The 15,116-nt window shown below is 60.7% G+C and carries 9 protein-coding genes and 1 pseudogene; 7 read left to right on the top strand and 3 right to left on the bottom strand.

The features are described from left to right. The 4 genes and pseudogenes from RG540_RS26430 to RG540_RS31880 form a co-directional block, all read left to right on the top strand. Entirely contained in the window at positions 1–1,191 is a 1,191-nt protein-coding gene (locus RG540_RS26430) for a hypothetical protein (protein ID WP_041364929.1), read from the top strand. 109 nt (positions 1,192–1,300) lie between these two features. Then, positions 1,301–1,555, top strand: a complete 255-nt coding sequence (locus RG540_RS26425) for a DUF6117 family protein (protein WP_041364927.1) — start codon at positions 1,301–1,303, stop codon at positions 1,553–1,555. Between the two features lie 136 nt (positions 1,556–1,691). Further along, complete coding sequence (locus RG540_RS26420; RefSeq protein WP_041364925.1) at positions 1,692–6,113, top strand: strawberry notch family protein; 4,422 nt, start codon at positions 1,692–1,694, stop codon at positions 6,111–6,113. Positions 6,114–6,125: 12 nt separating this feature from the next. Then, positions 6,126–6,557 (top strand): annotated as a pseudogene (locus RG540_RS31880) (DNA primase); the annotation flags it as partial. 37 nt (positions 6,558–6,594) lie between these two features. On the opposite strand, the gene RG540_RS26415 reads toward RG540_RS31880, so the two are convergent. Both RG540_RS26415 and RG540_RS26410 read right to left on the bottom strand, forming a co-directional pair. After that, complete coding sequence (locus RG540_RS26415) at positions 6,595–7,653, bottom strand: ABC transporter substrate-binding protein (RefSeq protein WP_041364923.1); 1,059 nt, start codon at positions 7,651–7,653, stop codon at positions 6,595–6,597. Positions 7,654–8,077: 424 nt separating this feature from the next. Further along, positions 8,078–8,998, bottom strand: coding sequence for a LysR substrate-binding domain-containing protein (locus tag RG540_RS26410; protein WP_041364921.1), 921 nt, complete (start codon positions 8,996–8,998; stop codon positions 8,078–8,080). Between the two features lie 655 nt (positions 8,999–9,653). Between RG540_RS26410 and RG540_RS26405 the strand changes: the two genes are divergently transcribed. Then, a complete protein-coding gene (locus RG540_RS26405) occupies positions 9,654–10,583 on the top strand; it encodes a nucleotidyltransferase and HEPN domain-containing protein (RefSeq protein ID WP_322789628.1) in 930 nt (309 codons plus the stop codon). Positions 10,584–11,234: 651 nt separating this feature from the next. Here RG540_RS26405 and RG540_RS26400 read toward each other — a convergent pair. Continuing rightward, the gene (locus RG540_RS26400; protein WP_041364919.1) at positions 11,235–11,693 is read right to left on the bottom strand and encodes an Lrp/AsnC family transcriptional regulator; all 459 of its coding nucleotides are present in this window, start codon (positions 11,691–11,693) and stop codon (positions 11,235–11,237) included. A 137-nt stretch (positions 11,694–11,830) separates the two neighbouring features. On the opposite strand from RG540_RS26400, the gene RG540_RS26395 reads away from it, so the two are divergent. Both RG540_RS26395 and RG540_RS26390 read left to right on the top strand, forming a co-directional pair. After that, entirely contained in the window at positions 11,831–14,218 is a 2,388-nt protein-coding gene (locus RG540_RS26395; RefSeq protein WP_041364917.1) for a transketolase, read from the top strand. Between the two features lie 129 nt (positions 14,219–14,347). Continuing rightward, positions 14,348–14,695, top strand: coding sequence for a hypothetical protein (locus tag RG540_RS26390; RefSeq protein ID WP_157884691.1), 348 nt, complete (start codon positions 14,348–14,350; stop codon positions 14,693–14,695). Positions 14,696–15,116 lie beyond the last annotated feature (421 nt).

Here is a 15,116-nt window from a genome sequence, read left to right as displayed (position 1 = left end):
ATGAACACTTCAGTCCCCAGCACGCAGCCGGTGTCCTCCGGCTTCAAGGTCGATATCTCGCGCGGCGAACGTATCGGCCGGGTCTCGTCCGAATGGTTTTCCCGTCCAGACGACGAGCGGTTCCTGTCGTTGACAGAGCTTTACGAAACCGTCCGGTCCCGGGCCGAGCGCGCGCATGCCCGAACCGTCGAAAGCGCTGCGATCCGGGTCGAGGCCACACGTGACAATGCCGAGCGGCTCGAACTCGTCGTTCCCGGCCGGCATCAGCCGATCGCGCCGACCCATTGGAGCTACGGCCAGCTCTGCGGCCTGGTCGGCGCGCCGGCGACCTATATGCGTCAGCTGCCCGCGCCGCTCGCGGCGATCAACCTGCAGCACGGCCTGCTTAATCATCGTGCGGAATTGGTGAAGACGCTCGAAATGGAGGACGGCCGTGTCGAGCTACGAGCGGTAACCGGCCCGGAATACGGGCGCATCTGGGATCATGAACTCGTGTCTGCGGTCAAGAAGATTGCCGGCAATGGAACCGGCGATACGATCTGGAAGGTGCCCGGCCTTCTCGACTGGGCCAGCATGACCCACAATCCATTCGTCGATATCTCCAAGGATACGACCACGCTCTATGCCTCGGATCGAGACGTGTTCGTGTTTCTCGTCGACGATGCCCATCCCATCGAGGCCGGGCGGCTTCGCAACGGAGAGCCCGATCTGTATTTCAGGGGCTTTTATGCCTGGAACAGCGAAGTCGGATCGAAGACGCTCGGCATCGCCTCATTCTACCTTCGGGCCGTGTGTGCCAACCGAAACATCTGGGGCAGCGAAAAATTCGAGGAAATCACCATCCGGCACTCGAAATTCGCGGCCGATCGTTTCGCCCACGAAGCAGCACCCGCACTGACGAGCTTTGCCAATTCCTCTCCCGCGTCGTTCGTTGCCGGCATCAAGGCGGCTCGCGAGCGCATTGTTGCGCGAGATGATGAGGACCGCCAGGCGTTCCTGCGCCGGCGCGGTTTCTCGAAAACGGAGACCGGCAAGATCATCGAAACAGTTCTTTCCGAAGAAGGCCGGCCGCCCGAGTCGATCTTCGATTTTGTGCAGGGCATCACCGCGCTCGCCCGCGGCAGGACCAATCAGGACACGCGCCTGGAGCTTGAGGGCAAGGCGAAAAAACTGCTCGAGAGCGCCGCCTGACGATTTTCATACGCGGATGGGCTCCGAACTCCAGGCGCGTCTCAAAATCCCGTCATCGTCATCCCAGAGCCCGGCCAAGCACCGGGCCTCTTTATGTCTGGAGCACCCCATGGCCATCCCCGATCATGCCCGCACAAACTTCGACACGCTGCTGCGCGCCGCGTCCGATGGCAATCTTGCTCTCTTGGAATGCCTGGATGCCGCGACGCGCGAGCCGCGTTACGTGCTTTGCGCCGTCAGCCGCAGTGAGGACGAATACGTTTTCACGCCGTTCGGCCATCTCGCCGACGGCAATCCTTACGAAGCCTATCTGCCGCCCGGCTCCGACGATCCGACCGGCTTCATTGCGAGTTCGGCAACCTAAGCGCTGATGATCGCTGGCTGAGTTTCAGTCGGCGATCCCGCAATTCCTCACTGGCTACCCCCCGTTTTGCTCATCCAAACCTTCGGCAGGACGCTTGGGGTGCGCCGCTCTTTCCTCAATTTTGGAGCATCGTCCGATGAGTATCATCTCACATCCTCAAACCGTTTCCACCTCTCCACGACCTCATGTCAGAAGCAGCGCTGAAGCACTTTTGGATGCTGCCGCTCAAATCACGTCGCTTCTTGAACGGGGTAAAGCCGTCGGCACCGCTGATTTGCGGCAAATCATGAATGAGGCATTTGGCGGCAGCGACGCCGAGGGCTTTTGGCTCTGGAAAGATGCCTATGAGGCAACGGAAGCCGCCCAGGTTCTGTTTCTGCGCAAGTTCGGTCCGGCGATCATGGCCCGCACCGATGCACGGCAATCTGTGCTCTCGATGTTAACGAAGGTGGCAAAGCTCGTGCCAACCCATAGCCGGCGATCCACGGAGAGCCAGGCGCTGCAGCAGCTATCGACACCATTGCCGCTTGCCTATGTCGCAGCCCTCGCCGCCGATATGATGGCGGCCGACGTGGTGCTGGAACCGTCGGCCGGGACCGGCCTCCTGGCGATCTTCGCAGAGCTCGCACACGCACGCCTATCGCTCAACGAATATGCCTCCGTCCGCCACTCACTGCTGGCACAGCTTTTTCCCAGAACGTCGATCTCGCAGCACGACGCCGCCCATATCGACGACTATCTCGATCGCACTGTGCGGCCGGCCGTGGTGCTGATGAACCCGCCGTTCTCCGCCGGCGTTCACGTCGAGGGCCGAGTCACTGACGCCGCCTGGCGTCATCTCGCCGCAGCCTTTGCCCGCCTTGCCCCCGGCGGCCGATTGGTCGCGATCACCGGCTCAGGCCTTTCCCCCGATAACCGCTCATGGCGCGACGCCTTCGTCCGGCTCCAAGGGGAGGGCACCGTCCTGTTCAGTGCAGCGATGGATGGCGGAATCTACGCCCGCCATGGCACCACGACGGAGACGCGGCTCACCGTCATCGACAAGATCACCGCCGATGATCCGGCCAAGGTGGTGGCCTCGAAGGGCACCGCGCCCGATCTGGAAACGCTGCACGCCTGGATCAGCGGCCTTCCAACGCGTTCGCCATCGCCGACGTCCATCGGCACGCTCTCCGACGGAACCCACCGTCATGTCGTAGCGAAGACGGCGGCGCGCAAGGCCGCCGGCGCCGTGCAGCCTGCGGCGGTCATCGCTCCTTCGCATCGGCCAACTGCTGCTGCCCGGATTCCCCGCGCAACGGTCGAGCATCTCGCACCTGTGAGCGATGAAATCATCGAACTCTCCTACGAACTGCACGATGCTGCTGCGCCGGACCATATTGGCGGCGCCGATGGTCTCTACGAGCCCTATCGGCTGCAGTCGATCCACATCCCCGACGCAAGGCCCCATCCCGACACGCTGGTCGAATCCCTTGCCATGGCATCCGTCGCACCGCCGAAACCGACCTATCGTCCGCACCTGCCGAAGCGCGCCGTCACCAGCGGCGATCTCTCGGACGCCCAGCTCGAGAGCGTCATCTATGCCGGCGAAGCCCATTCCGGTTATCTCGCCGGCTACTGGAATGTCGATGCCTCCTTCGACAACCTGAAGGCTGTCGCGCCTGACATCGACCACGCCGTCCGCTTCCGTCGCGGCTGGTTCCTCGGCGATGGCACGGGCGCGGGCAAGGGCCGCCAGGCCGCCGGCATCATCCTGGACAATTGGCTCAAAGGCCGCCGTCGCCATGTCTGGATTTCGAAGTCCGACAAGCTGATCGAGGACGCCCAGCGTGACTGGGGCGCGCTGGGCCAGGAAAAGCTGCTGGTGACCCCGCTGTCGCGGTTCCGCCAGGGCAGGCCGATCAAGCTGGAAGAGGGCATCCTCTTTACGACCTTCGCGACGCTGCGCACCGACGAGCGGGAAGGCAAACGCTCGCGCGTCCAGCAGATCGTCGACTGGCTCGGCGACGATTTCGACGGCGTGATCGTCTTCGACGAAGGCCATGCGATGGCAAACGCAGCCGGCGGCAAGTCCGAGCGCGGCGACAAGGCGGCGTCGCAGCAGGGCAGGGCAGGCCTTCGCCTGCAGCGCGCACTGCCGGATGCCCGCGTCGTTTACGTTTCGGCGACCGGCGCCACGGACGTCGAGTCGCTGGCCTATGTCGAACGGCTCGGTCTCTGGGGCAGCGCCGACTTTCCCTTCCCGACGCGCTCCGAATTCATCGCGGCGATCGAGGACGGCGGCGTCGCCGCCATGGAAGTGCTGGCGCGCGACCTGAAAGCCATGGGTCTTTACGCATCGCGCTCACTATCCTTCGAGGGCGTCGACTACGAGATCCTCGAGCACGAGCTCACCGAGGAACAGATCCGCATCTACGATTCCTATGCCGAGGCATTCCAGGTCATCCACAACCATCTGGACGCAGCGATGGAGGCGTCCGGTATAACCGGCAAAACCGGAACGTTGAACAGACAAGCCAAGGCCGCCGCACGCTCGGCCTTCGAAAGCTCGAAGCAGCGCTTCTTCAATCATCTTCTGACCTCGATGAAGACGCCGGCCCTTCTCAAAGCGACCGCTTCAGATCTGAAAGAGGGTCACGCTGCGATCGTCCAGCTCGTCTCGACGGGCGCGGCTTTGACCGAGCGCCGGCTGGCACAGATCCCGACCGAGGAATGGGGCGCTCTGCAGGTCGACGTCACGCCGCGGGAATATGTCATCGACTATCTGATGCACTCGTTCCCGGTGCAGCTCTTCGAAGAATATTCCGACGCCGAGGGCAATCTCAGCTCGCGGCCGGTTTATGACGCGGACGGCAACCCTGTCATCTGCCGGGAGGCGGAACGTCGGCGCGACGAGCTAGTGGAAACCTTGGGTAGCCTGCCGGCGATCCCGACGGCCCTCGACCAGATCGTCCAGCATTTCGGCACCAGCCAGGTCGCCGAGATCACCGGCCGCTCGCGCCGCATCGTCCGCCGTGAGGACAGCACGTCCATCGCCCGCTATGCGGTGCAGAGCCGGCCGGGCAGCGCCAATCTCGACGAGGCCCGCGCCTTCATGGACGACGACAAAGACATTCTCGTCTTCAGCGATGCCGGTGGAACCGGCAGATCCTATCACGCGGATCTCGCCGCACGGAACCAGCGCCTGCGCCTGCATAATCTTCTGGAAGCGGGATGGCGCGCCGACGTGGCGATCCAGGGCCTCGGGCGCAGCCATCGCACCAATCAGAAGCAGCCGCCCCGGTTCCGGATGATCGCCACCAACGTCAAGGCCGAACGGCGCTTCCTCTCGACCATCGCCCGGCGTCTCGACACGCTCGGCGCCATCACCCGTGGCCAGCGTCAGACCGGCGGACAGGGCATGTTTCGCAGCGAGGACAATCTCGAATCCCAATATGCCCGCGACGCGCTGCGGCAATTCTACGGACTGCTGTATGCCGGCAGGATCGAAGGCTGCTCGCTGGACAAGTTTGAGAGCATTACTGGTTTGTCGCTCACCTCGGAGGAGGGCGGACTGAAGGATGAACTGCCGCCGATCCAGACATTCCTCAATCGGATGCTGGCACTGACCATCACCATACAGAACCTGCTGTTCGAGGCCTTCGAGCAGCTGCTGGCCGCCCGCATCGAGGGGGCGATCGCCGCCGGCATCTATGACAAGGGCCTGGAGACGATCACCGCCGACAGCATGACAATCGCCGGCCGGCGGCTGATCTACACGCATCCGGTCACCGGCGCGCAGTCGCACCTCTTGACCATCGAGCGGAGGGATCGCAATGCGCCGATGCTGCTCCATGATGTGCAGGCTCTGGTCGGTCGCGATCCCCGCGTGAAGCTGATGATCAACGGCAAGTCGGGGCGGCCGGCGGTGATGGTGCCGACCCGGGCGATCATGCTGGACGATGGCTCGGTCCAGCCGCGCGTGTCGGTGATCCGGCCGATGGACGAGCTCCGGTTCGAGACCCGCCAGCTTGAAGAGACGTCCTGGGAGGAAGCCGACGAACAGGCCTTCGCCCTTGCCTGGAATACCGAGGTCGCCGCCGTGCCGGAGTTCTCGTCGTCGGTGATGCATATCGTCAGCGGACTGCTGCTGCCGATCTGGAGGTTGCTGCCGCAGGATTTCTGCCGCATTCGTCGTCTGCAGACGGATGACGGCGAGCAGATCGTCGGCCGCGTCATCGCGCCCGACTGGCTGGCCGGCCTTTGCCGCAACTTCGGGATCGATCAGACGCAAGTATTGAGCGGCGACCAAGCCTGGACGGCGCTGGTCGACGGATCCTCGATCGTCGGCCTTGCCGGTGACATGACGCTCCGCCGCGTCCGCGTCATGAACGAGTACCGAGTCGAACTAACCGGCTTTACCGACGGCATGCGCGACTGGCTGCGGTCGATCGGTCTGTTCTCCGAGATGATCAATTGGAAGCTGCGCTTCTTCGTGCCGGTGACAGATGAGGGCACGGAGGTCCTGTCGAAGCTGATGCAGCGTCATCGCCTCGTCGATGTCGCGCGCCGGTCGTGACGGAGCCCCGCCATGCTGTCCGCCGCTGATCTGGCGGGCCGTCTCGCGCAAGACGCGGAGGCGGTCTGCCGTCACTATCTTTCCGCCGGCCGCCGCGCCGGCAACTACTGGCTCGTCGGCGATGTCGCCAACAACAAGGGCCGGTCGCTCTACGTGCATCTGGCCGGCCCGCGTGCTGGCCGGTGGACGGATGCGGCAACAGGCCAGTTCGGTGACCTGCTCGATCTCGTCCGCGAGACCTGTGGCCTCGTGGACTTCCGGGACGTTGCCGAGGAGGCGCGTCATTTTCTCAGTCTGCCCCAACCCGAACCGGTGTCGGACCTCAGAGGCGACGCGAGTGACGCCTCTCCGGTCGAGCGGCCGGCGACAGAGCGGGCGCGACGGCTGTTTCGAATGACGCAGCCGTTGGCGGGCACGCTTGCGGACATCTATGCGATTGATCGATGCCCGAGTTCAGGTCATCGTGAAGCCCGGCCAGGCCTTACCCGACCAGCCAGCTCTCGTAGCGCTCTTGCGCCACGGCGTTGTTGCTCCCCCACCATTTCGCGTCCATGACGAACATCTCCGCGAAATAGTCGGGATGTGTGGGAAGGATCTCGGCAAGTTTCGGCTCGATGAAGTCGAATGCCCTTGGATTGCAGGGGCCGCTCGTCGAATGCTTGACGAACTCCGCCTGACGTTCGCCGGCAGACGCGAATTCGATGAACTCGCGCATCAACTCGACATTCGGGCCGCCTTTGAGAATGGCGAAACCGGCAAACGAGAACATCCCGTCCTTCCAGACGATGTTCACCGGCGCACCGTCGTCGATTGCGACCTGGGCCCGCGCGTTCCAGGTCAGGAGGCAGTCCACCTCGCCGGTCTTGAGCATCTGAGAGGTCTGCGCCCCACCCGTCCACCACACCGCGATATCGTTCTTGATCCGGTCGAGGCTCCTGAATGCCCGATCGAGGTCGAGCGGATAAAGATCCGCCTTTTGGACCCCGTCCGCCAACAGAGCGGGTTCAAGTGTTCCATTGGGATGTTTGCGAAGCGAACGCACCCCGGGGATGGCGGAAGTATTCCAGAAATCCGCAAGGTTTTTCGGGGGCTGCTTACCCATCGTGTCGGTGCGGTAGGCCAGGACCGTCGCATAACCCATGGCTCCGATCAGGAAGTCGTTCCGCAGGTCGGCGGGGATCTGCGAGGCATTCGGCCCGAGCCCGCCCGGTCCCGACACCGTTTCGAGATACTGACGGTCGGTGAGGACAACCACATCGCTCATATCAAGCAGCGCGCCGTCCCAGGCATAGTTGCCGGCCTCGACCATCGCCTTGATCTCACCGGTGGGCCCATGAGACGATTGCACGCCGATGACATCAATCCCGGTCCGCTTGCTGAACGGTTCAAAGAATGACCGCCTGTAGGCTTCTCCAACTGGGCCACCGGGATCGCGAATGGTCAGGGTGCGGCTTTTGGCCGAGGCTGTTCGTATGAATGGTGCGGCCAGGAGCGCGGTGCCCGTCGCCGCCATGAAGCCCCTGCGATCGATGGCCGTCATCCTTGTTTGCGTTTTTGACTGCATGTCTGCCTTCCCCTGTTGGTTCGCCCATCGTCTGGCGCGACGGATTGTTGGCAATCGAGATCCACAGTCGGCGGCAACCGCTTTTCTCGCACTCGAGGCCAGGCGCTCGAAGCAGCTAGCGACGCGATCGGAAAGCCGGTCGGAATGATTGAAACGGTTGCCTACCGAACGACCGCGAATTCAGCGGATCCAAGGGTCGACGTCCAATCGAAATATGATCGCAACTCATGCATGGGTGTAATATGAGTTGAAGCCGATCCAGGTGATCCCGGGATATCGGGCTCGCCAGGAAGGCAGAGAAAACCGAAGGCAATCACGAAGATGGCGGAAAGCCATGTCGGCTGTCCGTTGGGGCCACCCTTCCCAGGGGTTCTCGACCCGGAAAACAATCACGGGGCCGTCAGTCGCACCCGACAGCGGCCATATTGAACTGGGCGAGGGTGCTGTCCCGCTCCTCTTTCAGAACTGCAAGGAACCTGCTGGTCACCGCCGACTGGGGTCGCAAGCTCGGCCTTGCCATCAGATAGTCAAGTTTGACCGTTGGGCGGAAGGGGCGCATGACAAGCCCATGGCCCGCAAAGTCGAGCGCGGCGAATGGGCTGACGATCGACACACCGGCGCCGTTGGCGACGAAATTGCAGACGGTCGCCGCATACTGGGTCTCGATATGCAGCTTCGGTTTGACACCGGCATTGGCGAAGATCTGGTCGACCTGCCGCCGGGTGACGTCGTCCTTGACCAAGCCGATGAACGGCAAACCGGAAAGGTCTCCGGGTAAGATTTCGGATTTTTTCGCCAGAGGGTGGCCCGAGGGCAGGATGCATATCCCATCAACACGGGCAAAATGTTCCAGATGCTGGTCGCCGGCATTCAGGGGACCCGGTAGAAATCCGAGATCGAACTCCTGCGTGGCCGTCACGCCTCTGACGGCGCCAGCGCTGCGAACCTGCAGCGAAACGTCGACGGTCGGATACTGTTTCGAAAAGCGTGTGATGGCACGCGGCAAAAAACCGAACCCAAGCGCGGAAATCGAGGTAATGCGCAGATGGCCGGTGTTGAAATTGCTGATCGTATCGGCAATGTGGCGAAGGTTTTCCAGCCCCACGAATGCGCGCTTCACCTCTTCATAAAACGCCATGCCTTCAGGGGTTGGCTGGATGCCGCGGCCGACACGACGGAAGAGTTTCAGTTTCGAGACCTGTTCCAGCCGCTCGATCTGGCGGCTGACGGCGGGTTGGGAAAGATTAAGCAATTCGGCGCCGGCCGTGATGCTGCCGGTGCGCATCACCGCCTGAAAAACCTCGATCTGCCTGAGATTCATCGCCGACCACCCGCGTGTCGGGACGACAGTCCATGTTCTGCGTGCAAGAGAGAGCTCAGGTGCGTGTCGGCGGTTGGACAGGACCTGCGGACTTCAACGGAAGCAAACGCGAATGTCGCTTGAAAATTGCCAGCCAAGGGCAGCCCCGAAACCGTCCGGCGCGGGCATGACGACATGCCATCTCGGTCCGGACGTTACCCAAAGGCGAAATGCGCGGTCGTAGATTCGCGCGGTCCCTTGCCGACGACAGCAATGAATTTATGGCAGAAGATATCAAGCGGCGCAACGTCCCAATCAGGTATCGCCTGGTCTTAAACGAACTGCGGATACTGACGCCCGAAGTCCGTGCCCGCTTGGAGCTATGTTGGGCACGATAGATGAAATAGCAACATATGCGACAATGATTGGAGCCGCCAACACAGGCGCGCCACGCGATGTTCGTTGCCACTTTCGATAAGATCTCATTTGGGGATATCGGAGACGACGTTTTTGGAAGTTGGGGGACACGTTTAGTCCTAGATTTCCAGCTGCCCCCAAGCGATGGACTGTGGTGAGGGACCAAGCCCTATTTGTGATTGAGCGCGGTTGGTGTAAACCGAACCGGAACTTAGATATTTTCCATTGATTTGAAGCAGCCTGCGGACCAAACCCGCCCATGATGAAGTCATCCCTCGATCATATACCATTGCGCAAACAGCGAGAGCTCGGCCTGGTCCAGGAAATTCTGCATGAGGAGTTCGAGGACGCGCTGAAAGAGGGGACCGCCGGCTTCAAGAAGCGCGGCCGGATCCTGAAGATCATCCTGTTCGGCTCCTATGCCAAGGGCGGATGGGTCGATGAACCGTTCACCATGAAGGGCTATCGCTCGGACTTCGATCTGCTGGTCATCGTCAACGACCGTCGGCTCTGCGCGTTCGCCGACTACTGGTACAACGCCGCCGACCGGCTGATCCGCGACAAGACGATCGAGACACCGGTGAGCTTCATCGTCCATTCCAGGCGCGAGGTGAATACCTACCTGAAGGAAGGGCAGTACTTCTTCACCGACATCCGCAAGGAAGGTATCATTCTATATGAACTCGATGATGAGCCGCTTGCTGAGCCGCAACCTCTGTCGCCGGCGGATCGGCTGCGGGTTGCGACGGAGCACTTCGAACGGAGGATTGCCGAAGCCACCGCATTTCTAGGAACCGCTCAGTTCCAACTTGCAAAATCTGAAACGGGCGGAGATGCTTGGGGTAATCTGGCAGCCTTTAGCCTTCACCAATCGCTCGAGCAGGCCTATTCCTGCGTCCTCCTCACACTCACGAACTACGGCCCGCCCTCGCACAACATCAAGTTCCTGCGCTCGCTTGCCGAGGAACAGGACCGGCGTCTGGCCGAGGCGTTTCCGCGCGATCAGCACCGCGAGCGCGCCTGGTTCAACACGCTTAACGAAGCCTATGTGAAGGCGCGGTACTCCAAACATTACGAGATCAGCGAGGAGGCCCTGTTATGGCTGGCAGAGCGGACTGCAATCCTGCTCGACCTGGTCAAATCGGTCTGCTCCGCGCACTTGGAGAAGCTGGAACGGGACAACGAATAGCTGATGCAGCTGCAACGTTGTGAAGCACTAAGGGGGTAGTGATCGAAAGAGTATGGTCTCGAAGGGATTCCTGATCCCGGTGACACTGCCGGATTTGGATCGAATGCTTTCGTGGTAAGGCCTCCCACGCCCAGTCCGAAGCCAAAATGCAGCGCGCATCGTTCCTGAGACCACGGCAGATTTCTGTTGCAATTATAGATTGTGACTGCCCCGGATTGAGCCGATTAAACCTGTGAAGTTCCGGGGAAAACCCCTTCTGCAGCTTGTAAGCAGATCCCGCGTCGTTACGGTTCACCGATAATCAATGACAGACATACCACTTTCATGTTCGCTCCCGCTCTTTCCACAGCACGGCTGCGGCAAATGCTCATCGGCGACGGATCCGTTCCACCGCGCGCGTCGATGCCATCGCCGAAGGACGACGAGCCCCGGTTGCCCGACTGCCGTCCGGGTCACGGAAATTCATCAGCGGTGAAGGATGTCTCCGAAACGTAGCCGGTCCGACATGCGTTGGCGCGTGTCGCGCACTGACGGACAAACCGCTCCTTCCTCCAAAGAGGATCAGGACCGGCTGTCGCGCAAGTGCATCGAACGCAGTTCCCGGAGAATTCATCGGTTTGTACGATACATCGGATCTCCGCCGATCGAGTTCTAAAGCGGCAGCGCCTGGGAATGCTTAACCTGGCTCAGCGCAAAGCTTGACTCAATCGAGGCCACGCCGTCCAGACGTGTCAGTTTCTGCTTCAGAAATCGCTCGTACGATTCGAGATCCTTCACCACGATGCGCAGGAGATAGTCTCGCTGGCCGGTCATCAGATAACATTCAACAATCTCCGGCCAGCGCGCAACCGCCGCCTGAAATCGATCAAGCTCTTCCTCTCGCTGACGTTCGAGCTTTATCGATGCGAATACACTGACGGGAAGGCCGACCTTCACCTGGTCGAGGATCGCCACATAGGACTTGATGACGCCCGTTTCGCGCAATCGTCTCACCCTCCGAGCGCACGGGGATTGCGAAAGGCCAACCATCTCGCTTAATCGATCAGTGGTGACATGCGCATCTTTCTGAAGTGCAGCGAGTATTCTGCGGTCGATCTCGTCCAAGTTCATTTTAGCAGATCCCTTTCGCCAATGCCGTTGATTTGGGTGATTTTAGCTATTTCAGTCATGTCGGGTCATCGAGATTAGCTACATTGCGTTTCCAGCCTGCGCTAGGGTTGCTCCGTCAACGGAGGGAGGCGACGAATATGACGAAGCTTGAATATCTCGAACAGCTCGAGCGCAAGGTTCTCTGGCTGGCAACCTGGATGATCCACAACGCCAATCACCTCCGGTCGAACGACGATGGCCTGAAGGTCGGTGGGCACCAAGCATCCTCCGCGTCGCTCGCGACCGTGATGACGGCGCTTTATTTTTCGGCACTGCGGCCCGAAGACCGCGTCGCGGTCAAGCCGCATGCCAGCCCGATCTTCCACGCCATCCAGTATCTGTTCGGAAACCAGACGCGCGAAAAGCTGGAAGGCTTCCGAGCCTGGAAAGGGGCGCAGTCGTATCCATCGAGAACAAAGGATATTGACGATGTCGACTTCTCGACGGGTTCAGTCGGCCTCGGTGCGGCACAGACCATCTTTGCCTCAATGGTGCAGGACTATCTCCGCGCGAAGAGACTGTCCACCGGCCGCCCCGAAGGCAAGATGGTGGCGCTCGTCGGTGATGCCGAGATGGACGAGGGCAATATCTTCGAGGCTCTGCTGGAAGGCTGGAAATACGGATTGCGCAACACGTGGTGGGTTGTCGATTATAACCGCCAGAGCCTTGATGCTGTGGTTCGCGAAGGGTTATGGGAGCGCTTTGAGGCGATCTTTCGCAATTTCGGCTGGGAGGTCGTTGTCCTCAAACACGGCAGCCTGCAGGAGGCTGCCTTCAGGGAAGAGGGAGGATCGGAACTTCGTGACTGGATCAACCACTGCCCGAACCAGCTTTATTCAATCCTGACATTCCAGGGCGGTGCAGCCTGGCGTAAACGGCTCCTCGACGATATCGGTGATCAGAGCACCGTAACGGCGCTGATCGAGCGGCGAACGGATCCAGAACTCGCAGCGCTCATGACCAATCTTGGCGGGCACGATCTTCCGTTACTCCTGGACGCATTCCAAGAGGCGAGGGGGCATGACCGTCCGGTCTGCTTCCTTGCCTACACCATCAAGGGGCATGGCCTGCCCCTCGCCGGGCATAAGGACAATCATGCGGGCCTGTTAACTCCAACCCAGATCGAGACGTTGCGGCAATCCATGCATATCCGCGAACGTCATGAATGGGACGCATTCGAGGGACTTTCCAGCCAACCGAGCGATCTCGCGAAATTTCTCCGCGAGGCACCATTCAACGCCTCAGGACGCCGACGCTATTCTGCGACGACAATCTCGGTGCCTCCGACACTGGAGGTCGCAGTTCAGCCCTCGATGTCCACGCAACAAGGATTCGGACTGCTCCTGCATGAACTCGGCAAGTCTACCGATGAGCTGGCCGGCCGGATCGTTACCACATCACCGGACGTCACAGTCTCCACGAACCTCGGTGCCTGGGTCAACCGACGCGGGCTTTTTGCCCGAAACGAGATGAAGGACCTCTTCAAGAAGGAGCGGGTACCCTCCACATTCAATTGGGAGTTTTCACCGGCTGGCCAGCACATGGAGCTTGGCATTGCTGAAATGAATCTCTTTCTGAATCTTTCGGCGCTCGGCCTGTCCCATTCGTTGTTCGGCGAAAGATTGTTGCCGATCGGCACGCTCTACGATCCCTTCATCGAACGCGGCCTCGATGCGCTGAACTACGCTTGCTATCAAGATGCCAGATTCATTATTGCCGCCACGCCATCCGGTATCACGCTCGCCCCGGAGGGTGGCGCCCATCAATCGATCGCGACACCGCTGATCGGCATGGCGCAGGATGGTCTGGCTAGTTTCGAGCCGGCCTTCGTCGATGAGCTTGCGACGATACTACGGTTCTCACTCGACTACATGCAGCGCGCTAGAGATGCCGATCCGGATGAAGTTACGTGGCTGCGCGACGCCAGCGGCGGATCTGTCTATCTTCGGCTCTCGACCCGCGCCATCGCCCAGCCGAAGCGCGAGATCTCCGCCGACCTGGCACAGGACATTGTCAATGGTGGCTACTGGATCCGCAAGCCCGGACCGAATGCCGAGGTCGTCGTCGCCTATACCGGCGTGGTCGCCCCAGAGGCGATCGAGGCCGTGGGTCTGATGGCTGGAGATCGACGTGACGTCGGTCTGTTGGCTATCACTTCCGCGGATCGGTTGAATGCGGGCTGGACTGCTGCACAACGAGCACGCGAGCATGGATCTGTGCACGCCCGCTCGCATGTCGAAAGGCTGCTCTTGGAATTGCCATTGCATTGTGGGCTGATCACTGTCGTTGATGGCCATCCAGCGACGTTGGCCTGGCTAGGATCGGTGCACGGCCATCGGGCACGATCACTCGGCGTCGAACATTTCGGCCAGACCGGTACGATTGCTAATCTCTATCGCCACTACGGGATTGACGCCCAAGGTATCCTTGCCGCGGCGCAGGGGCTGACGAGTGGCAGGGCATTGCGCCACCTGAGGTCGATCTGATGAAATCAACCATGGAGGTCCAGAAACGCCGGGCGGAGGCAAGGCTCGGTGGTGGAGAGAGGCGTTTACCGGCCAGAGCTTGTTCCAACGATCCCGCGGCTTATATCTTGGGTAGTGCAGAGGGACTTCATGCCGTTTTATCTTGTGACGCAGACGTCGTTGATCGAGGCCGATGATGAGGAAAGCGCTGCAATGGCAGTGCTTGAAAAGATCAGTAGCAGTGCGACGGTGGCATTCACCGTCAAACTCGACGACAATCATGTTTCCCACACGGTGGTCTCTCGCCCACCCGATGGCCGCCTCCCGGCTAAGCTGGACGACATTAAGGAGCCCGCAGAAGTAAAAGCTGGCTCCGGCTCTCTAGCCCAACCCTCGCAATCCCAAAGGCCTACTGGATTTCCGCTCAGCGCGAAGCTCGTGGCGATCGTTTTAGCCTGCGTTTCGGTGGGACTCGTGTCGGGCCTTATGCTGGCGTGAGGCTGGACAGAGCAGAACAGGGGTGACGGATGGACGCGGTTCCGCGCACCCGCTCCATCTTTGAAGGCTTCGATTTTTGGCCATGGCTTCGGTTACCCAGACCTTGCCATCGACGTCATCGCCCATCTTGATTGTGGTGACAGTCGCTGTCCTCCGAAGCTGGCGGTAGCGCGGCGATCTAATCGAAAGTAGGAACCGGTTCTGATGCTTTTGATTTGTCTTGGTTGGAACGCGGAAGCCAACAGCCAACCGGCGAAACCGTCCAGGGTTCGGCACAGCCATCGTTGGAGCGATTGTCGAAAAGCAGCTTGGTAGGCGGATATCTCGAAAATGGGCGGATGACGGCCTGAGCGTCGATATCGCCATCCCGTCCAGATAGCGGCATTAAGGCCTAAACGCTCACATAAGCGAGACCGCTGCT

The organism is Neorhizobium galegae bv. orientalis str. HAMBI 540, assembly GCF_000731315.1.
GTDB lineage: Bacteria > Pseudomonadota > Alphaproteobacteria > Rhizobiales > Rhizobiaceae > Neorhizobium > Neorhizobium galegae.
The sequence above is the reverse complement of the archived record's forward strand: the minus strand, read 5'-3'. Positions and strand labels throughout refer to the sequence as shown.

Excerpts from the sequence above, each read along its gene's own strand:
- RG540_RS26420 (WP_041364925.1), top strand. The coding sequence starts at position 1,692 with ATGAGTATCATCTCACATCCTCAAACCGTTTCCACCTCTCCACGACCT.
- RG540_RS26410 (WP_041364921.1), bottom strand. The coding sequence starts at position 8,998 with ATGAATCTCAGGCAGATCGAGGTTTTTCAGGCGGTGATGCGCACCGGC.
- RG540_RS26430 (WP_041364929.1), top strand. The coding sequence starts at position 1 with ATGAACACTTCAGTCCCCAGCACGCAGCCGGTGTCCTCCGGCTTCAAG.
- RG540_RS26390 (WP_157884691.1), top strand. The coding sequence starts at position 14,348 with ATGCCGTTTTATCTTGTGACGCAGACGTCGTTGATCGAGGCCGATGAT.
- RG540_RS26415 (WP_041364923.1), bottom strand. The coding sequence starts at position 7,653 with ATGACGGCCATCGATCGCAGGGGCTTCATGGCGGCGACGGGCACCGCG.
- RG540_RS26405 (WP_322789628.1), top strand. The coding sequence starts at position 9,654 with ATGATGAAGTCATCCCTCGATCATATACCATTGCGCAAACAGCGAGAG.
- RG540_RS26395 (WP_041364917.1), top strand. The coding sequence starts at position 11,831 with ATGACGAAGCTTGAATATCTCGAACAGCTCGAGCGCAAGGTTCTCTGG.
- RG540_RS26400 (WP_041364919.1), bottom strand. The coding sequence starts at position 11,693 with ATGAACTTGGACGAGATCGACCGCAGAATACTCGCTGCACTTCAGAAA.
- RG540_RS26425 (WP_041364927.1), top strand. The coding sequence starts at position 1,301 with ATGGCCATCCCCGATCATGCCCGCACAAACTTCGACACGCTGCTGCGC.